17 protein-coding genes are annotated in these 19,854 nt (G+C 72.2%); 6 read left to right on the top strand and 11 right to left on the bottom strand.

The window, feature by feature from the left end; translation table 11 throughout:
* Positions 1-17: 17 nt before the first annotated feature.
* Together AC57BS_RS16590 and AC57BS_RS16585 are read right to left on the bottom strand one after the other, a co-directional pair.
* The gene (locus AC57BS_RS16590; RefSeq protein WP_496412542.1) at positions 18-1,142 is read right to left on the bottom strand and encodes an endonuclease/exonuclease/phosphatase family protein; all 1,125 of its coding nucleotides are present in this window, start codon (positions 1,140-1,142) and stop codon (positions 18-20) included.
* 155 nt (positions 1,143-1,297) lie between these two features.
* A complete protein-coding gene (locus tag AC57BS_RS16585; RefSeq protein WP_496412541.1) occupies positions 1,298-3,226 on the bottom strand; it encodes an endonuclease/exonuclease/phosphatase family protein in 1,929 nt (642 codons plus the stop codon).
* Between the two features lie 196 nt (positions 3,227-3,422).
* Between AC57BS_RS16585 and AC57BS_RS16580 the strand changes: the two genes are divergently transcribed.
* From AC57BS_RS16580 to AC57BS_RS16565, 4 genes are read left to right on the top strand one after another with little or no spacing between them, the layout of a single operon-like run.
* Positions 3,423-4,718, top strand: a complete 1,296-nt coding sequence (locus AC57BS_RS16580; RefSeq protein ID WP_496412540.1) for a magnesium transporter MgtE N-terminal domain-containing protein — start codon at positions 3,423-3,425, stop codon at positions 4,716-4,718.
* Entirely contained in the window at positions 4,715-5,227 is a 513-nt protein-coding gene (locus tag AC57BS_RS16575) for a DUF1003 domain-containing protein (protein ID WP_496412539.1), read from the top strand. The genes AC57BS_RS16580 and AC57BS_RS16575 overlap by 4 nt, the downstream gene beginning before the upstream one ends.
* Before the next feature lie 31 nt (positions 5,228-5,258).
* Positions 5,259-6,419 carry an Mrp/NBP35 family ATP-binding protein gene (locus AC57BS_RS16570; RefSeq protein WP_496412538.1) on the top strand — a complete coding sequence of 387 codons (1,161 nt, stop codon included), beginning with the start codon at positions 5,259-5,261 and terminating at the stop codon, positions 6,417-6,419.
* A gap of 35 nt (positions 6,420-6,454) precedes the next feature.
* A complete protein-coding gene (locus tag AC57BS_RS16565; protein WP_496412537.1) occupies positions 6,455-6,784 on the top strand; it encodes a sec-independent translocase in 330 nt (109 codons plus the stop codon).
* 4 nt (positions 6,785-6,788) lie between these two features.
* Here the strand turns inward: AC57BS_RS16565 and AC57BS_RS16560 are convergent, their stop codons facing one another.
* Both AC57BS_RS16560 and AC57BS_RS16555 read right to left on the bottom strand, forming a co-directional pair.
* On the bottom strand, positions 6,789-7,328 hold the full coding sequence (locus AC57BS_RS16560) for a hypothetical protein (protein WP_496412536.1): 540 nt from the start codon (positions 7,326-7,328) through the stop codon (positions 6,789-6,791).
* Between the two features lie 10 nt (positions 7,329-7,338).
* Positions 7,339-8,409 (bottom strand): hypothetical protein, encoded by a 1,071-nt coding sequence (locus AC57BS_RS16555; RefSeq protein WP_496412535.1) that lies wholly within the window; start codon positions 8,407-8,409, stop codon positions 7,339-7,341.
* Between the two features lie 130 nt (positions 8,410-8,539).
* On the opposite strand from AC57BS_RS16555, the gene AC57BS_RS16550 reads away from it, so the two are divergent.
* A complete protein-coding gene (locus AC57BS_RS16550; protein ID WP_496412534.1) occupies positions 8,540-9,202 on the top strand; it encodes a LysM peptidoglycan-binding domain-containing protein in 663 nt (220 codons plus the stop codon).
* A complete protein-coding gene (locus AC57BS_RS16545) occupies positions 9,199-9,720 on the top strand; it encodes an Rv3235 family protein (protein WP_496412533.1) in 522 nt (173 codons plus the stop codon). Before AC57BS_RS16550 ends, AC57BS_RS16545 begins: the two co-directional genes overlap by 4 nt.
* Positions 9,721-9,732: 12 nt before the next feature.
* Here the strand turns inward: AC57BS_RS16545 and secA are convergent, their stop codons facing one another.
* From secA to mtrB, 7 genes are all read right to left on the bottom strand, one after another.
* Positions 9,733-12,564 (bottom strand): preprotein translocase subunit SecA, encoded by a 2,832-nt coding sequence (gene secA / locus AC57BS_RS16540; RefSeq protein WP_496412532.1) that lies wholly within the window; start codon positions 12,562-12,564, stop codon positions 9,733-9,735.
* Positions 12,565-12,579: 15 nt separating this feature from the next.
* Complete coding sequence (locus AC57BS_RS16535) at positions 12,580-13,809, bottom strand: winged helix-turn-helix domain-containing protein (protein ID WP_496412531.1); 1,230 nt, start codon at positions 13,807-13,809, stop codon at positions 12,580-12,582.
* Between the two features lie 148 nt (positions 13,810-13,957).
* Complete coding sequence (locus tag AC57BS_RS16530) at positions 13,958-14,632, bottom strand: response regulator (protein ID WP_496412530.1); 675 nt, start codon at positions 14,630-14,632, stop codon at positions 13,958-13,960.
* Positions 14,633-14,676: 44 nt separating this feature from the next.
* The gene (hpf, locus tag AC57BS_RS16525) at positions 14,677-15,294 is read right to left on the bottom strand and encodes a ribosome hibernation-promoting factor, HPF/YfiA family (RefSeq protein WP_496412529.1); all 618 of its coding nucleotides are present in this window, start codon (positions 15,292-15,294) and stop codon (positions 14,677-14,679) included.
* Positions 15,295-15,719: 425 nt separating this feature from the next.
* Complete coding sequence (locus AC57BS_RS16520; protein ID WP_496412528.1) at positions 15,720-16,460, bottom strand: ComF family protein; 741 nt, start codon at positions 16,458-16,460, stop codon at positions 15,720-15,722.
* Positions 16,461-16,518: 58 nt separating this feature from the next.
* Complete coding sequence (locus AC57BS_RS16515) at positions 16,519-18,249, bottom strand: LpqB family beta-propeller domain-containing protein (protein ID WP_496412527.1); 1,731 nt, start codon at positions 18,247-18,249, stop codon at positions 16,519-16,521.
* On the bottom strand, positions 18,246-19,847 hold the full coding sequence (mtrB, locus tag AC57BS_RS16510; protein WP_496412526.1) for an MtrAB system histidine kinase MtrB: 1,602 nt from the start codon (positions 19,845-19,847) through the stop codon (positions 18,246-18,248). The genes AC57BS_RS16515 and mtrB overlap by 4 nt, the downstream gene beginning before the upstream one ends.
* Positions 19,848-19,854: the final 7 nt, after the last annotated feature.

The raw sequence follows: 19,854 nt of genomic DNA, 5'->3' as shown, positions 1-19,854 counted from the left end.
GGGCCCGGCCGCGGCGGCTACTCGTCCCCGGTCAGGGTGGCGGTGGAATGCACCATCGCGTGGTCGGAGGCCACGCCGGTGTCCGTGACGGCGTAGCCGGCGAAGGCGACACCGGTCGAGCCGAAGATCCAGTCGACCTGCATCTGCGGCGGCGGTGCGCAGCCGCCCGCGGAGCTCCCGCCGGCGGCGGCGGTGAAGACCCCGCCCGCGGTGAACCGGCAGAAGATCTCCTCGCGCTCGTTGTAGTCGCCGGTGGCGATGACCGGGTACCCGGTCGACTGGTGGAGCTCGGTCAGGTAGGAGATCTCGATGCTGGCCGCCTCGGCGCGCCAGCGGGCGTTGTTGCCGAGGCTCGGGGTGTCGGCGGGGTTGTGGAAGTTGGCGAACCACGCCTTGCGTCCGGTGCTGATCGACTCCAGCAGCACCACCGGCATCGCGATGCGGTTGCCGCCGGCGTAGGGGATCGAGAGGGACCGTCCCTCGACGAGGCGCCACACGCTGGAGCGGTAGGCGATGTTGAACCGGACCGACTTGTTGCCCAGCGACATCCCCGGGTAGAGCGAGTACTCACCGGCACGGGAGGAGAACATGGCGAACTGGCTCTGCTCGAACTCCTGGAAGCCGACCACGTCGATGCCGTTGGCACGCAGGTCCGCGATCGTCATGTCCATGCGCGGGCCGCCGTCCGGGAACCCGGGCTTGTTGCCGCCGGGGCCGGTGTGGGAGTCGCCGAGAACGTTGTAGGTGGCCACCCGGAACTCGAAGGGCTGGGTGCGGCGGGCGAGCTGCTGGGAGACGCGGGCGGCGAGCTTGCGTTGCGCGGCGCGGAAGCGGCGTACGGACTCCTCGAGCTCCTCGGGCTCCGCGTGCTGGGGCTCCGCGCCCTCGCCGGACGAGCCCCGGGAGCCTCCCCTGGAGCCTCCGCCCTCCCCTGCGTCCGGATCGCCCTCGGTGTCCGTCGCCGCTGCCTCCGCCTGTCGGGCCTCGCCCGCCCGGTCGCTCGCGGTGTCCTGGACGGCGGCGTCGGAGAAGAACGACGCCCACACGACGGCCGCGATCACGACCAGCACCAGCGCAGGCGCCCACAGCTCCACGCGCGGCCGACGCGGGCCGCTCGTGGTCGAGGGGTGCTTGTGCTTCACGGCCACCTTCTGCGGGAGGTGAGCCGACGGCCGCGGGCGGACGGCTTCACGGGCCCGTGTCTGGGCATGGGCGGCTCGGGAGGGGGCCAGCCTAACCGGGCGCCCGCTCCCCGCACCAACCGATCGGTCAGGTCGTGCCGATCAGGAGGTGGCGATCAGGAGCCGGGCACCAGGAGCGGGTCGAAGACCTGGAAGCGCTGCTCGGGGTCCATCGACGACCCGGGCACCGGCGGCAGGCCCAGGGTGCGGGTCACCAGGTTGGTGAGGTCACCCACGCGGATCGGCTGGGCACCGGAGTAGCCCACCTGCTGCTTGCCGGGCGAGGAGAACGCCGGGTTCAGCGTGTAGAGGTCGCTGTCGGCCGGGACGCCGGGACCCGTCACCCACATCGGCACGCGGTAGCTCTGCGCCCAGGTGCGCGAGGACCCCTTGGCCTTCTGCGCACCGCCGGTGCCGGTGACCACGAGGAGCGTACGGCCCGCCATCTCCGGCTGCTTGGAGATGCTGCGCCGGATCGCCGCGACGCGCTGGAAGGCCTTGCGGACGGCCTTCTGGTAGGCCGGGCCGCGGAAGCCGCCGTCGAGGCCCTCGTCGAGGACGCCGGACAGCTCGATCACGCTCAGGCGGGCGGGCCGCTTGGCGATCTTGTCGCGCCACTGGCCGACCGCGGTGGAGTCGTCCTTCTTGATCTTGAACGTGTCGATCTTCGCGGTCCCGTCGTCGACGCCGTAGGGGTCCTTGCCGCCGGTCTTGCGGTTGTAGCTGCGCAGGACGAGCTGGGTCGCCTGGCGGCTGGACACGAACATCGTGCGGTTCGACAGGTTGTGGGCGAGGTCGAAGAAGCTGGAGACGTACTGGCCCGCCGAGCTGTGCACGGTGCCGGGCAGCGACTTCTCGGAGCCCACGCCGTGGCCGCCCCGCTTGGGGAAGACCCGCCGGCCGCTGAGCAGCGAGAACAGGTTGGCGTCGGCCTCGGTGCTCTCGGTGACCGTGCGGGCGTTGGTCGTCGACGCACCGTTGGCGCGCATCCGCGCCGCCTCACCGGGCGCGCTGGAGCCGCGCACCACCGTCGAGGTCAGGCCGGGGACCGCGACGACCACCACGTGGTCGACGCCGACCGGCCTCGAGGCCGGGACGACGGCGTTGGCGTAGTAGAGCGGGTGGTCGCTGGTCTTGGAGACGAAGTCGTTCCACACGCGGGTGTAGCTGTTGAAGTAGACGTCCTTGGTGCCCATGATCCAGTCGATCGCACCGTCGGTCGGCGGCTGGCAGGTCGCACCGTCGACGTAGCCGCCGCTCGCGGACCACATGTCGGCCCCGGGAGCCACCGCGCAGTAGTAGTCGCTGCCGCGCTCGTTCTTGTCGCCGAGCGAGATGAACGGCACGCCGGGGTAGGCCGCGCGCAGCTCGTTGGCGAGCGCGACCTCCATCGCGAAGCCGGTGTTGCGCCACTGCTGGGCCGGGCCGCGGGTGTCGGCCGGGTTGTGGGTGTTGAAGAACCACACGCGACGGCCCGTGCCGTTGTTCTCCAGCAGCACGGCCGGCATCCGGCTGGGCACGCCGTCGAAGTAGGGGATCGGGATGGTGCGGGCCTCGACGAGCGTCCACACCGCGGTGCTCCAGCCGATCGAGTTGACCGACGGCCCGGCCGGGTTGTTGAGGCCCGGGTAGGTCTGCCACGAGGTGCCCATCAGCTCCTGGAAGCGGGTGGCCTGCGGCGGCTGGAACTCCTGGAAGCCGACCACGTCGGGTCCCTTGTCCTTCAGCAGCGTCACGACCCGGTCCATGCGTACGGTGCCCGAGTCCCAGCCCTTGCGGTTGCCGCCGGGCGCGGTGTGGTCGTGTCCGAGGATGTTGAAGTTCGCCACCCGGAACGACGTGGCCGGGGTGGTCTGGGCCGTCTCGGCGGCCCGGGCCGCGACCGGAGCGGCTGCCGGGGCGGCCTCGGCGGCGCCGACGGTCGCGTCGGGCGCGGCCGGGGCGAGGACGAGGGCGGCGGCGAGCGTCACGCCGACGGCGCACACCCGGCGCAGCCCGCTCGGGGAGGGGCGGGACGGGCGCGAAGGGGCGGTGGTGCCGGACATGCGGGCCTCACAGTCGTCGGGGAAGTGGCGGCGTCGAGGTGACTCGACCGCGCCCCCCAACGCGTCGTGGACGCGTCGGCACGACCCGGTCGATGTGACAGAAGTGACTCGTGCGACGACAGAGTACACCAGACGTCCGGGCGCCGACGCGGTTCGGACGTGCTCCCCGAGGCTACCGGCACGCTAACGTTGCGGCGTGAGCACCACCCCGACCCGCGTCTTCGTGGCCCGGCTCGTCGGGCTGCCGATCTTCGACCCCCAGGGCGACCAGGTGGCCAAGGTCCGCGACCTGGTCGTCGCGATCCGCACCGAGACGAGCCAGCCGCGCGTCCTCGGCATGGTCGCGGAGGTCTTCGGGCGCCGCCGGATCTTCGTGCCGATGACCCGGATCACCAACATCGACAGCGGCCAGGTCCACACCACCGGCCTGCTCAACATGCGCCGGTTCGTGCAGCGCTCGACCGAGACGCTGGTGATGGGCCAGATGCTCGACCGCACGGTGACCATCAAGGACTCCGCCAAGGAGGGTGGCGTCACCGGCGTGGTCTACGACGTGGCGATGGAGCAGGCGCGCAACCGCGACTGGGTGCTGTCCCGGGTGGCGATCCAGGAGCCGAGCAAGGGTTTCCGGCGACGCGGCCAGACCCACGTCGTGGAGTGGCGCGACGTCACCGGCCTGACCCGGCACGAGCCGATGCAGGGAGCCACGCACCTCATCGCCGCGCTCAACGACATGCGCCCCGCCGACGCGGCCAACATGATCCACGACCTCCCGCCGGAGCGGCGTACGGCCGTCGTCGCCGCGCTCGACGACGAGCGCCTGGCCGACGTGCTGGAGGAGCTGCCCGACGAGGACCAGGTCGAGATCCTCGAGCACCTCGACTCCGAGCGCGCGGCCGACGTCCTGGAGGAGATGTCGGCCGACGACGCGGCCGACCTCATCGCCGACCTCAACCCGGAGACGGCCGCCACCCTGCTGGGCCTCATGGAGCCCGACGAGGCCGAGGACGTCCGGCGGCTGATGTCCTACGAGGACAACACCGCGGGCGCCATGATGACCCCCGAGCCGGTCATCCTCTCCCCCGACGCCACGATCGCCGATGCGCTGGCCCACGTGCGGAACCCCGAGCTCACCCCGTCCCTCGCCGCGCTGGTCTACGTGTGCCGCCAGCCGCTGGAGACCCCCACCGGCCGGCTGCTGGGCGCCGCCCACATCCAGCGGCTGCTGCGCGAGCCCCCGTCGACCCTCGTCGCGGCCGCGCTCGACGAGTCGATGGACCCGCTGCGCCCCGACGCCTCCATGGACGAGGTCGCCGCCCACCTCGCGACCTACAACCTGGTGGCGGCCCCGGTCGTCGACGACGACGGCCGGCTGCTCGGCGCCGTCACGGTCGACGACCTGCTCGACCACATGCTCCCCGAGGGCTGGCGCGACCGTGCTCCGCGGCCAGGCCGGATCAATGGCGGACCGAGCGCCGGGAGGGCCGGATGAGCGAGAGCCGCCGGCCGCGCCTGGACACCCCGCGCGACACCCGCCGCTCGCTCGTACGGCGACCGGCCTACGACTCCGACGCGTTCGGCTCCTTCGCCGAGCAGTTCGCCCGGTTCATGGGCACGGCCCGGTTCCTGATGTGGATGACGCTCTTCGTCATCGCCTGGATGGTGTGGAACACGCTGGCGCCGGCCGACCTGCGCTTCGACGAGTTCCCCTTCATCTTCCTCACGCTGATGCTCAGCCTCCAGGCGTCGTACGCCGCGCCGCTGATCCTGCTCGCCCAGAACCGCCAGGAACAGCGCGACAAGGTCATCGCCGAGCAGGACCGGCAGGCCAACGCGCGCGCCCACGCCGACATGGAGTTCCTGGCCCGCGAGGTCGCGTCGCTGCGGATGGCGGTCGGCGAGGTCGCCACCCGCGACTTCCTCCGTTCCGAGCTGCGCGGCCTGATGGGCGACATCGAGGACCTGTCCCGCCGCGGCCCGGAGGACGAGCCGGGACCATGACGTCGCGGGGCGGCTCGTAGACTTCTCCATCATGAGCACCCCCACGCAGCAGCAGGTCATGGACGCCCTGGCGACCGTCGACGACCCGGAGATCAAGCGCCCGATCACGGAGCTGGGGATGGTCGACTCGGTCGAGGTGGCCGAGGACGGCTCCGTCGCGGTCCACGTGCTGCTCACGGTGGCCGGCTGCCCGCTCAAGGACACCATCAACCGCGACGTCACCGCGGCCGTCACGAAGGTCCCGGGCGTCGCCTCGGTCGACCTCACCCTCGGCGTGATGACCGCCGAGCAGCGCGCCGGACTCAAGGAGATCCTCAACAACGGCCGCGCCCAGCGCGAGATCCCCTTCGCCCAGCCCGGCTCGCTGACCAAGGTCTACGCGATCGCCAGCGGCAAGGGTGGCGTGGGCAAGTCGTCGGTGACGGTCAACCTCGCCCTCGCGCTCGCCGGGCAGGGCCTCAAGGTCGGCGTCGTCGACGCCGACATCTACGGCCACTCGGTGCCCGCGATGCTCGGCGTCGCCGACACCCGTCCCACCCAGGTCGACGACCTGATCATGCCCGTGCCGACCCCGAGCGGCGTCTCGGTGATCTCGATCGGAATGCTCAAGCCGCGGCGCGACCAGGTCGTCGCCTGGCGCGGCCCGATGCTCGACCGGGCGCTCGTCCAGATGCTCGCCGACGTCTACTGGGGCGACCTCGACGCCCTCCTGCTCGACCTCCCGCCCGGCACCGGCGACGTGGCGATCTCGCTCGGCCAGCACCTGCCCAGCGCCGAGGTCATCGTCGTCACCACGCCGCAGGAGGCGGCCGCGGAGGTCGCCGAGCGCGCCGGCACGATGGCCTCGATGATGCACCAGCGCGTCGTCGGCGTCGTGGAGAACATGAGCTACCTCCCCTGCCCCCACTGCCCCGCCGAGGACGACCACCGGCTCGAGATCTTCGGCACCGGCGGCGGCGAGCGCGTCGCGCGCACGCTGTCCGAGCGGTTCGGCTACGACGTGCCGGTCCTGGCCAAGGTCCCGCTGGACATCTCGCTGCGCGAGGGCGGCGACGTCGGCAAGCCGATCGTCGAGGCCGACCCGGCCGCCCCGGCGGCCCGGGAGCTCACCCGGATCGCGGAGGCCCTGTCGGGCCGGGGCCGCGGGCTGGCCGGCATGCAGCTCGGCCTCACCCCCTCCAGCAAGTTCTGATCGCGGAATCGCCACGAGGCAGTAGGTTCTGAGGCATGTTCGACGTCGGGCTCCTCGAGCTGGCCGTGATCGCCCTGGTGGCCGTCGTCGTGCTCGGCCCCGACAGGCTGCCCGACCTCGCCCGCCAGGCCGCCCAGCTGCTCCACCGGGCCCGCGGCCTGGCCCACAACGCGCGGGACGAGCTGCGCAACGAGCTCGGCCCGGAGTACTCCGACCTCCAGCTCCGCGACCTCGACCCACGCTCGATCGTGCGCAAGCACATCACCGAGGCGATGGCCGAGGTCGACCGCGAGCAGGCCAAGGCCGCACGGAAGGCCTCCCTCCCCGAGGGTCAGGTCCCGCCCTACGACGTCGAGGCGACCTGACCGCTCAGTCGTCGCGGCTCTGGACCGCGACCAGTCCGTCGTAGGGCACGAGGAGGCTGTCCCCTCCCCCGCCCGCGCGACACTCCACGAAGTCAGCGCCGACCCGCACGACGTACGCCTCGTGGCGGGTGCCGTCGACGAGGTGCAGCAGGCAGCGCGCCTCCGCGTCCGCCAGCCGCCGCAGCGCTGCTCCGAGCCCGAGCCGGTCGATCGGCGACCAGGCCACCTCAGGCACGGCACGGTCGCTCGCACCGCGTACGCAGGTGACCGCGCGCAGCGGCACGATCCAGTCCTGGCCTCGACCGCTGAGCAGGCACCAGCCGGGCCCGACGCGGTCGAGCCGGCCCTCCACACGGCCCACGTGCGGGAGGTCGAGCACCACGTCCTGCCCTCGCGTGGCCATGAACCGCCCGGCGAGGGTGACGGCGGCGTACTCGGTGCGCGCCCGGTCGGCCAGCTCGGCCTCCCGTTCGGCCTCCCAGGCAGCGGCCGCCTGCCCCTCGAGGTCGTCGAACAGCGCGAACAGCTCGTGCTCCCAGGACATGCCCGCGAGCCTAGTCAGGCACGTCGACCCGCACGCACGTCGTCCGGCCGGGTCGGCAACGTGCCAGCGCCTCGTCACCGTCCTGCGCCACCAGCACCACGAGCAGCTCGTCGGCGGTCTCCCACCGCATGTCCACAGGATGGAAGCGCCAGCCGTCCGGCGCGGCGACCACCCCTGCGTCCGAGCCGTCCAGCCGCTGCACCTGCAGCTCGTCAGGACCCAAGGCCTCCCCGCCGAGGGTGCCGGGGAGCGCGTAGGCCAGCCACTGCTCGCCGGCCTCCAGCGCGTCGTGGGTCGGCACCGGGCCCAGCCGCCGCAGCGTGCCGTCCTCGGTGACCCGGGCGAGGTGCGGGGCGCCCTGCGCCCCGTCCGTCCGGTCGTACTCCCCCTCGTTGACGACCAGCCCCGCGTCGGTGCTGCCGACGACGGTCTGCCCCGGCGCGGTCCGGGCGAGGTCGACGGTCGTGCCGTCGCCCAGCGGGCGCCAGACCCACTGGAACCTGGGCCCTCCCACGACGACGAGCCCGTCGTCGGTCACCGCCACCGCGCGGGGTGCCGGGCTCATCCTCTGCTGCGGCAGCCCGACCGTCGCCATCGCGTGGCCTCCCGCCTCGGTGTCCACGCCGACCAGGGTCCACTCGCGCCCCCCGCCCACGACGTACGCCAGGTAGCGGCCGTTCGCGGAGATGGCCGGACCCTGGTCGACCTCGCCCTCCATCCGCCGCGGCCGGGCGTCGGTGCCCCACCACCAGGTGCGGTCGCGCTGGACGCCGATCCACCGCGTGCCGCGGCCCTCCACGCCCCACCACTCGCCGGGGACCTGCTCGCCGCCCACCCAGAGGGCGCCGTCGACCTCGACGGCCAGGTCTGGCTGGGCCTCCCACGGCGGCGGCACGACCTCGGACGTGGTCGGTGCGGACGTGGTGGGTGCGGACGTGGTGGGTGCGGACGTGGTGGGTGCGGACGTGGTCGGTGCCGTGGTGGGCGCGGACGTGGCGGCGACCACCCCGGCGACCGCGGCAACAACCGCGGCCGCGAGAGCGGCTGCGGCCCACGTGGCCTGGCGCGACGTGCTGGGCATCGGCGGCCCCCTTTCGCCAGTGGAGACGTGGGTGGCGGGCCATGGGTTGCGTCGGTCTGTGGAGAAAACTTTGACATCTCCATCAAACCTTCGTTGAATGACGCAAACACACGCAAACGAAAGGATGCGGATGTCTCGGGGGATGAAGACGCGGTGCGTTCGACCGTTGGCGGTCTGGCTGGCCGTGACGGTCGCCGCGCTGACGGCCGGGCGTACGGTGCCCGCCGCGTGGCGAGCCGCCGCCGGCGCACCGTCGGGTGACGCGGTCGCCGACGCGCTCGTCGCCGGATGCGCGACGGTCCTGGCCGTGGCGCTGGGGTGGCTCTGGCTGGTCACCTCGGCCACGGTGGCGCAGGTGCTGGCGGGGGCGACCCCGACCGGTGCCGGAGCGACCCGCCGGCTGGTGGTGCTGGCCTGCGGTGCGGCTGTCGTCGTGGGGGCGACGGTCCCCGCGCATGCCGACGGCGGCCGCGGCGACGCCGACCACCTGGTCGGGCTGTCCCTCCCGGAGCGCGCCGTCGCCCCCGTCACCCGGTCCCCCGAGCCGCGCGCCCGGGCTGCGACGGTGTCGCACCGCGACGCCGGGGGCGGCGAGCGCTACGTCGTGCGCCCCGGCGACTCGCTCTGGTCGATCGCACAGGCCCATCCCGCCGACGGCGACGACGTCGATCTCCGCTGGCGAGCGATCTGGGCCGCCAACCGTGACGTGGTCGGCGCCGATCCCGACCTGATCCACCCCGGGCAGGCGCTGCGCCTGCCGGGCACGCACACCGACGAGGACGGAGCACGATGATGAGCACACCCGACACCGCCGAGGCCGACGTCGTCCTCCTGCGACCGCGGGCCCCCATGGCCAGCGTCCAGGGGTCGCTCGCACTCGACCTGACGCCTCGTACGGCTCCCCCGCGACCACGCCTGCGCAGCGCGCGCACCAGCGACCTGGTCGCCCTGGAGCTCTCCGCCCGCGAGCACGTCGACGCCTTCGTCGGCCGGTTCCTGCAGGCGGTCGTCGAGATCGCCGCCGGGGACCGCCCGGTCAGCCAGGTGCTCCGTCACGCCGTCCCCGTGGTCTACGAGGAGCTCACCGCGCGGGCACGCACGGTGGCCGCCGCCGTCGGCTCGGCGTCGGGCCAGGTGCGCGGTCCCAACCCGGCGCGCCCGGTCGTGGTCGGCGTACGCACCGCCCTCATCCGCAGCGACGCGGTCGAGGCCAGCGCGCACGTGCGCTACGGCAGGCGCTCCCGCGCGGTCGCCGCACGCTTCGAGATCGTGCGCGACCGCTGGCAGTGCGTCGCCCTGAAGATCGGCTGAGCCGGCTGCGGCTCAGCCACCCAGGGTGGCTCGACCGGTGGCACCGCCGGGGGCACCGTGGCACCGCTTGAACTTCTGACCGGAGCCGCAGGGGCACAGCGAGTTGCGACCGACACCCGCGAACGGGTCGTCCTCGGACTCCGGAGCGGCGGTCACCTCGGCCTCGCCGTCCTCGGAGGGAGCGCTGTAGGACAGGTTCTGCGGCCGGTTCGGACGGTCGAGGCCCTTGGCCCGGATGGTCGGTGCGTGCGCCTGCGCCTGGGCGAAGTCGATCTGCGGGGTCGCGGCGGACACCTGCGGCGCGGCGACGGCCATGACCTCCTCGGCCTGCTCGCCCTCCGCGTCGTCCTCCTCGACCTCCACCTGGAGGTTGAACAGGAAGCCGACCGACTCCTCCTTGATGCCGTCCATCATCGCGGCGAACATGTCGAAGCCCTCGCGCTGGTACTCCACGAGCGGGTCGCGCTGGGAGTAGGCGCGGAGGTAGATGCCCTCGCGGAGGTAGTCCATCTCGTAGAGGTGCTCGCGCCACTTGCGGTCGAGCACCGAGAGGACGACGCGGCGCTCGAGCTCGCGCTGGACCTCCTCGCCCATCTCGTCCTCGCGGCGGTCGTACGCCTCCTGGACGTCCTTCTGCAGGTCCTCGATGAGCTGCTCGCGGGTCAGGCCCTCGAGGCCGCCGGCGGCCTTGATGACGCCCTCCTTGGTGAGCCCGACCGGGTAGAGCTGGCCGAGCGCGGTGAAGAGCGCGTCGAGGTCCCAGTCCTCGGCGTAGCCCTCGGTGGCCCCGCGGACGTAGCCGGTGATGACGTCGTCGATGAAGCCGCGGATCTGCTCGCCGAGGTCGGCGCCCTCGAGCACGCGGCGGCGCTCGGCGTAGATGACCTCGCGCTGCCGGCTCATCACGTCGTCGTACTTGAGGACGTTCTTGCGCGACTCGAAGTTCTGCGACTCGATGTTGGCCTGGGCGCCGGCGATGGCGTTGCTGACCCGCTTGGCGTCGATCGGCACGTCGTCCGGGACCTTGAGGACCGTGAGGATGCGGTCGACCCACTCCGACTTGAACAGGCGCATCATCTCGTCCTGCAGCGACAGGTAGAACCGGGACTCACCCGGGTCGCCCTGACGGCCGGAGCGACCGCGCAGCTGGTTGTCGATGCGGCGCGACTCGTGGCGCTCGGTTCCGACGACGTAGAGGCCGCCGAGCTCGCGGACCTCGTCGTGCTCGGCCGCGACCTGCGCCTTGATGCGCTCGACCATCGCCGGCCAGGCGGCGTCGTACTCCTCCGGCGCCTCGACCGGGTCGAGGCCCTGCTTGCGCAGCTCCTGGTCGGCGAGGAAGTCGACCGAGCCGCCGAGCATGATGTCGGTGCCTCGACCGGCCATGTTGGTGGCGACGGTGACCGCGCCCTTGTGGCCGGCGAGCGCGACGACCTTGGCCTCGTCGGCGTGCTGCTTGGCATTGAGGACGGTGTGCGGGATGCCGCGCTTCTTGAGCAGGTTGGAGAGGTACTCGGACTTCTCGACCGACACGGTGCCGATGAGGATCGGCTGGCCCTTCTCGTGGCGCTCGGCGATGTCGTCGGCGACCGCGTCGTACTTGGCCTCCTCGGTCCGGTAGACGAGGTCGACGTTGTCGACGCGCTGCATCGGCCGGTTGGTCGGGATCGGGACCACGCCGAGGCTGTAGATCTTGTCGAACTCCGAGGCCTCGGTCATGGCCGTACCGGTCATGCCGGACAGCTTGTCGTAGAGGCGGAAGTAGTTCTGGAGGGTGATCGTGGCGAGGGTCTGGTACTCCTCGCGGACGGTCACGCCCTCCTTGGCCTCGATCGCCTGGTGCAGGCCGTCGTTGTAGCGACGACCGGCGAGGATGCGGCCGGTGTGCTCGTCGACGATGAGCACCTCGCCGTCCATGACGACGTACTCCTTGTCCTTGCGGAACAGCTCCTTGGCCTTGATGGAGTTGTTGAGGAAGGAGATCAGCGGGGTGTTGACCGAGTCGTAGAGGTTCTCGATGCCGAGGTGGTCCTCGACCCTGGTGATGCCCGGCTCGAGCACCGAGATCGTGCGCTTCTTCTCATCGACCTCGTAGTCGGTGTCCCTGACCAGGGTCCGCGTGATCGTGGCGAACTCGGCGTACCACTTGACCTCGTCCTGGGTCGGACCGCTGATGATGAGCGGGGTTCGGGCCTCGTCGATGAGGATCGAGTCGACCTCGTCGACGATGGCGAAGTTGTGGCCGCGCTGCACGCACTCCGCGACCGAGTCGGCCATGTTGTCGCGCAGGTAGTCGAAGCCGAGCTCGTTGTTGGTGCCGTAGGTGATGTCGCAGGCGTACGCCTCGCGCCGCTCCGCCGGGCGCATCGACGGCAGGATCACGCCGGTGGTCAGGCCGAGGAAGTGGTGGACGCGGCCCATCTGCTCGGACTGGAACTTCGCGAGGTAGTCGTTGACGGTGACGACGTGCACGCCCTTGCCCTCGAGGGCGTTGAGGTAGGACGGCAGCACCGCGACGAGGGTCTTGCCCTCACCGGTCTTCATCTCGGCGATGTTGCCGAGGTGGAGCGCGGCGGCGCCCATCACCTGCACGTCGAAGGGGCGCATGCCGAGCACGCGCTTGCTCGCCTCGCGCACCGTGGCGAACGCCTCGGGCATGACGTCGTCGAGGGTCTCCCCGTTGGCGAGCCGCTCGCGGAACTCGGCGGTCATCCCGCGGAGCTCGTCGTCGGTCATCTTGACGAAGTCGTCCTCGATGGCGTTGACGGCCTTGGAGACGGCTTCGAGCTCACGGATGATCTTGCCCTCGCCGATGCGGAGGAGCTTGTCGATGATGGCAGGCACGAGTGGTAACTGTACCTACCGCGCCAACGCAGCACCCAATGCCGTCGACAGGTCGCCCTTGACGCCGACGGAGACGTCGTCCAGGCCGAGCCAACCGGCCAGCCGGCGCAGCTCGACGGCCAGCTCGTCGGCCGTCTCCGGCGGAGCGCCCGTCTCCGCGAAGGCTCCCGGGACCAGCAGCCGACTCGTGGCGCGGTCGGCCTTGAGGTCGACCCGCGCCACGAGACGGTCGCCCAGCAGGAAGGGCAGCACGTAGTAGCCGTGGAGCCGCTTCTCCTGGGGGACGTAGATCTCGATGCGGTAGAAGAAGTCGAACAGCGCCTCGGCGCGGGCGCGCTCCCACACCACGGGGTCGAAGGGGCTGAGCAGCGTGCGTGCCGCCACCCGTCGCGGCAGCCGGGCGTCGCGGTGGAGGTAGGCCTGGCGCTTCCAGCCCTGCACGGTGACCGGGACGATCTCGCCGGCCTCGACGAGCTCCTCGACGGCGAGCTTCGCGCTCGCCACTCCCGGAGCGGGCTGGAGGCGCAACCGGTAGTAGTCGGCCAGGCAGGCCAGGCTCGCCACGCCGTGCGAGCGCGCTGCACGGCGTACGAGCTCGGTCACCGCCTCCTGGGGCGTGGGCGTCGGCGCGGCCAGGACCGCCGCCGGCAGCACCCGCTCGGGGAGGTCGTAGACGACCTCGAACTGGTTGTTGCGCCCGGCGATGGCGACGTCGCCGACGAGGTAGAGGTAGTCGAGCACCTTGCGGGCCTCCGACCAGTTCCAGCCCCAGTTCTCCCGGGAGCGGGGTCCGGCGCTGAGGTCCTGCTCGAGGTCGCGGGCCGTGACCGGCCCGCGGTCGCGGACGGCGTCGCGCACCCGTGGCTCGAGCGTCGGGTCGGCGGTGAAGCCCCACTTGCCGCGCTCGGCGCGGTAGTGCTCCATCCGGTGCCGCATCAGGGGCCACAGGTCGACGGGCATGAGCGCCTGCACGTGGGCCCAGTACTCGACGAGGGTGCGCTCGCGTCGTCCGGTCGACGCGGTCGCTCGCCGCAGGAGGTCGACGTCGTAGGGGCCCATGCGCGAGTAGAGCGGCATGTAGTGGGCACGCTGGAGGACGTTGACGGAGTCGACCTGGAGCACGCCGGTGCGCGCGACCGTGCGGTCGAGGGTCTTCAGCGAGGGCGTCGCGTGCGCACGGTCGGTGAAGCCCTGGGCGGCCAACGCGATGCGGCGGGCCTGGAGCCTGGTGAGCTGCTCGGTCACGAGCAGCACTCAAGCAGAGCGGACCGACACCGTGGCTGAGGTGGCCGGTCGGCTGACTGGGTCTCGATACAGCCCGTCACGTCCTCGCGAGCTCGGACGTGGGGCCACTCGACCTTGTTGGCCCTGCGCAGGACCTCGTGCCTCGGTCCTACGGGAGGTCCAACAACTTCTCGCGCATGGCGTACATGACGGCCTCCATGCGGGAGTGCAGCTGGAGCTTCTCCAGGATGTTGCGGACGTGGTTCTTGACCGTGTTCTCGGAGATGAAGAGCTCCTTGGCGACCTCACGGTTGTTGAGCCCCTTGGCCACCATCCGCAGCACCTCGAGCTCGCGCTCGGTCAGCCGCAGGGCCGGGCCCTGCTCACGCTCAGGCTTGGACATCTGCTTGAACTCGTCGATCAGCTTGACCGCCATCGACGGGCTGATCAGGGACTGGCCCTCGTTGACCACCCGGATCGCCTGGGCGACCTCCTCGATCGAGGAGTCCTTGAGGAGGTAGCCGGCCGCGCCGTTCTTGACCGACTCGTAGAGGTCCGCCTCCTCGTCGGAGACGGTGAGCATGATGATCTTGGTGGCCGGGACGGCCTCCTTGATGGCGCGGCAGGCCTCGACTCCCGTGCGGCGCGGCATCCGGACGTCGAGGAGGATGACGTCGGGCGCGGTCGTGGTGGCGAGCTCCGTGGCGGTGATCCCGTCGGCCGCCTCGCCGACCACCTCGATGTCGGTGTCGCCGCTGAGCAGCATGATCAGCCCTCGACGGAACAGCTCCTGGTCGTCGACAACCAGGACGCGGACGGGTTCGCTGCTGTGTGCCTCGGTCACGCGCGCATCATTACATGCGCGCGCGACCGGGGCGTAGAGGGCACTCAGCCGACGTCGAGCGAGATCACGCCGTAGTCGTAGCCGCGGCGGCGGTAGACCACCGCCGGTCGCTCGCTCTCCTTGTCGACGAAGAGGTAGAAGTCGTGCCCGACCAGCTCCATCTCGTAGAGCGCCTGGTCGAGCGTCATGGGGGTGGCGTGGTGGGACTTCTCGCGCACGACCAGCGGTCCGTCACCCGTGACGGTGATCGGGCCGACCTTGTGCTCGATGACGTCGGTCTCCTCCTCGTCCTGCGCGGAGTCGTCCACGGTGGGCATGCCGGCGAGGGCCTCCCCCACGGACACCGCCGCGCGGCCCTTGTGCACCCGACGCCGGTCGGCGGCGCGACGCATCTGGGCCTGCATCTTGTCGAGGGCGAGGTCGAGCGCGCCCATCTTGTCCTCGGCCGCCGCCTCGGCACGGATCACCGGGCCCTTGGAGAACGCGGTCAGCTCCACCTTGGTGGACCGGTCGTGCTGGCGAGGATTCTTCTCGAGCTCCACCTCCACCTGGACGCGCATGATGCGGTGATCGTGCTTCTCCAGACGGGTGAGCTTCTCGGACACGTGCTCGCGGAACCGGTCGGACACCTCGCAGTGCCGTCCCGTGACCACAACCTCCATGTGAACCTCCTCAACTAGCGAACGGTCCGCACCCCTCCATTTCGCCGCGGCGGCACACCCGCCGGGGCAGGGTGGGATGGAGCCCGCCCGGCCGACCTGGTCTTCGACCCCACAACCGCCTGCTGAAGCGTTCGCAACTTCTCCGTCACTACTGGCCTTCTCCCGGCATCCGACACATCTGGTGTCGGCGACGGGGCAGGACTTACTTCTAAGCCGCACCGTGATCTCACACGGGGGGCTCCGCCCCCCGTGGACCCCCCGAAGGGGCTCCGCGGGCTGGGGGCTCCCGTGTGATTACGTGGACCGTTTCGCCTGCGACTGGCATCGGCTTGCCGCGGGTCGGACTTGACGAGGCACCTGACGGTGCTGCGCGCAGTCCTCTCCGAGACGCAACCACGGACCCGGGCGGACTCCATGACAAGACGCTAGCCCCTCCCGGCCCCCGGGCCAACTGTGGGGTCACCCCTCGGTCCCCGTCCCTGTGCGGCACGCCTGCGGGTGGCCGCGACGGCCGCGATCGCGACGGGTGGCAGGCCCACTGCCTCGAGCGCGCGCTGGGCCTCGCGGGCCGTGGAACCGGTGGTGACCACGTCGTCGCACACCACGACGTACGCCGCGCGTCGACGTCGGCCCGCACGCGCCAGGGCGGCGGAGGGACAGTGCATCGAGCCGGCCATGTTGGCCGCCCGATCCCCCGCGTCGAGCCCCGCCTGGTCGGCCGCGCCACGCGAGGCCAGGATCGGCGCGAGCACGACGGGGCGCTCCCGGCGCAGGGCGCGAGCGGCCGTGCGCACGAGCGCGGCGGTGGCCTCGTAGCCGCGGCGGCGCCCGGCACCCGGTCGCGACGGCACGGGCACCAGCAGCAGCGGCACGTCCGGCGCGAGGTCCGCCACCGCGCCGCGCACGGCGTCGGCCAGGAGGGCGCCCAGCACCCGGCGGTGCCCCCACTGCCCGCGGTCCTTGTGGCCGACCACGAGCGCCCGCACCGCGCCGTCGTACGACTCCGCCACCCACGGCGTCACCAGCCCCGCGGGCACGGGCGAGGGCCACGCGACCCGCGGGGTGCGCGAGAGCCCGCCCCGGCACGCCGGGCACAGCATCCGGCCGGGCAGGTCGCAGCCCACGCACCGGCTGCCGAGGAACAGGTCCAGGGCCTCGTCGAGCACGCACCCATGCCAGCAGGCGGTGACGTACGGGCGCAACGGCCGGAACCCGGCCTGTGGATCAGCCCACGTAGGTGAGGGACGTGAGGCCCGCCGGCAGGTCGGGCACCAGGCGCTCGGGCCGGGTCAGGCTGACGGCCGTGCGGCCGGCGAGTGCGTAGACCTCACCGTCGGCGGGCGTCGAGACGAGCGTACGGACGCGGCCGCGCAGGCTCGTCGTGCCACTGGTGGAGATCCCTCCGGGCGCCCCGTCGACCGAGATCGTGCGCACCTGGGAGAAGTCCTCGTTGATGTCGCTGAGCACCGACACGGTCGTCGGCGACCGCCAGGCGACGTCGCGGATGCGGACGGTGTCCTCGGTGGGGAGCGGGAGCGTGCGGGGCGGGGTGAATCCCAGGACGGTCCCGGCCGCGTCGTGGCGCACCCGGACCGACACCACCCGGTCGGCCTTCGCCCCCCGGACCACGGCCACCAGCCGGCTGCCGTCGCGCGAGACGATCAGCTCGGTCACGCGGCGACCGGTGAGGCCCGGGACCACGACCTCGGCGGCCACGCCGTCGGCGACCTGGACCACCCGCGCCCGTCCGGCGCCCCGGTCGAGCACCCAGATCCGGTCGCGGTGGTCCCAGTGCGGGGCGGCGAGGTCGACGGCCCCGACCACGGGCGTGGTCACCTCGCCCGTCGGGGCCTCGGTGGCAGCCAGGAGGAGGTCCGTGCCAGTGGCGGAGACTGCCGCGACCCTCGTTCCCGGGAGGTTCACGCCGATCGAGCGCAGGCCGTAGCCGGGCTCGCCGAACGGCCCGCTGGTGGGACCGAGGTCCCCGACGCGTCCGGTGACGAGGCGGTCCTCCTCGAGGGCGAAGAGGTCGGTGCTCGCGCGGTCGCCGTTGGGGTCGTAGGCCGCCCCGAAGCTGAGGTTGACCGGTGCCAGTCCGCCGGGGCCGGTGAACGTACGGTCGCCGACGCTGAGCTCGACGGCGCTGATCCGCGGCTCCTGGCCGAGGGTCCACACCAGCTGCGTGAGCATCCGCTCGGCCGTCTCGTCGTCGACCGCGTCCGGGTCGCCGGACAGGGCCACCCGGGCGATGCCCGACTCGATGGGCACCGAGAGGCCGGGGGTGGTCCCGGGCGGGAAGTAGCTGCGGACGACGTCGAGCGAGTCCTCGCCCGGGGGCGCCAGCAGGCCGCGCACCAGCGACGAGGCGTACTGCTCACCGCGCGGGACGAAGACCGGCTCGGGGACGAGCACCTGCGAGGTCGGGTCGAAGTAGTAGAGCGCGGCCCGCTCGTACCAGTCGTCGAACCACGAGTCGGGGACGATCAGGGCGTCGGGGAGCTCGTCGATGCGCCACTCGCCGTCCTCCTGCACCAGCCGGAGCGACAGCTGGGCGCCGGCGTCCGTGCGCTGCCACGCGCCCCGGGCGTCGTAGGTGTTGACGTCGGTCAGCGGCACCCGCACGAAGATGCCGGTCGAGGCGTCGCCCAGCTCGGCGTAGGTGAGGATCTGCTGCTCGGGCGTCCACGACTCGGCCGCCTCGCGGGACAGGAACTGGCGGGCGACGGTCGTGCGGACGGGCGTGGCCTTCATCGCCTCGAAGAAGCCGGCCACGATGTCGGCGGCCGGCTCGCCCTCCTGCGGGGGACGCGGGTCGAAGGAGATGCCGGGGACGTCCTCGGCACCGGTCGTGACCTCGGACTCGACGACCGGGCCGGACGTCGGCATGCGGACGCAGCCGGCGAGCAGCGCCGCGGCGACCAGCACGCCGGCGGTGCGCGCAGCCCCCCGCCTCATGCCGTCTCCCGGGCGTCGGTGGGCACCAGCGGCAGCGGCGAGTGCCGCAGCTGGGTGCCGAGGTGGCGCGGCAGCGTCAGGCGGAACTGCGCGCCCTCCCCGGGACGGCCCCACGCCTGGAGCCAGCCGCCGTGCAGGTGGGTGTCCTCCAGAGAGATGGAGAGGCCGAGGCCGGTGCCGCCGCTGGTGCGCGCGCGGGCCGGGTCGGCCCGCCAGAACCGGTTGAACACCATGGCCGACTCCCCCGGCCCGAGCCCCACGCCGTGGTCGCGCACCGCGATGGCGGCCGACTGCCGGTCGGCGCCGACGAAGACCTCGACGTCGTGGCTCTCGGCGTGGTCGATGGCGTTGGTGACCAGGTTGCGCACGATGCGCTCGACGCGGCGTACGTCGGCCTCCGCCACGCACGCGTACCCGGGATCGTGCAGGACGACGCGAGTGTCGCGCTGGGCCGCGAGCACCGACGTCATGTCGACCACCCGGCGGGCGACGTCGACGAGGTCGACGTCCTCGGTCTCGAGCACCGCGGCACCCGCGTCGAAGCGGCTGATCTCCAGGAGGTCGGCCAGCAGCGTCTCGAAGCGGTCGAGCTCCTTCTGGAGCAGCTCGGCCGCCCGGCCGGTCACCGGGTCGAGGAACGGCTTGGCGTCGTGGATGACGTCGCTGGCCATCCGGACGGTCGTGATGGGCGTGCGCAGCTCGTGGGACACGTCGGAGACGAAGCGGCGCTGCAGCCGGCTGAGCTCCTCGAGCTGCCGGATCTGCTTCTGCAGGTTGGAGGCCATCTGGTTGAACGACGTGGCGAGCCGGGCCAGGTCGTCCTCGCCGGTGACGCGCAGGCGTTCTTGCAGCTGCCCGGCGGCGAGGCGCTCGGCGACGCGGCGGGCCATCCGGATCGGCGTCACGACCTGGCGGGTGACCAGCCAGGTGAGGCCCGCGATGAGCAGCAGCAGCGGCACCCCGGCGATGAGCATCGCGCGCGAGACGAGCGCGAGGGTCTCCTGCTGCTCCGCCAGCGGGTAGAGGTAGTAGAGCGTGTAGGTCTTGTCGTCGGCGGGGAGCCGGACCTGGCTGCCCACCACGATGCCGGGCCCCTCGGGCAGGCCCTCGATGTCGCGCGTCGTACGGATGTCGGTGTAGGTCCACGCCGTCGCGGACAGCGAGTCGAAGCGGTCCTCGAGCGTCTCCGGCACGCTGGAGAGGTCGAGACCCTCGGTGAACTTGGCGCCGCCGTCGGCGAGGCGGAGTCCCTCGCCGACCGGCGGGGACAGCACGACGGCGAAGCCGCGGGTGGCGCCGCGGGCCTGGATGGGCTCCACGAGGGCCTGCTGCTGCGCGGACTCGTCGACGTCGAGGCCCGAGGCCGCCGCGAGGTCCGTGCGCGCGGCCTCGGTCTCCCCCTCGGCCTCCTGCACGACGGCGGCGACCCGGTTGTCGAGGAGGCCGTCGCGGGTCTGCTGGATGAGGAACCAGCCGACGATGCCCACGACCGCGGCGGAGAGCAGCACGGTGCTGACGACGACGCGCGCCTGCACAGAGCGCCGCCAGAAGGCGGGCCCGCGCCGCAGCGCCGGTGGGAGCCGGTCGCGGATGCTCACCCGGGGA

Source organism: Nocardioides sp. BGA-UO-ETr-FS32, assembly GCF_059567905.1.
Note: the sequence above shows the minus strand (reverse complement) of the source record. Positions and strands in the feature narration are given on the sequence as shown.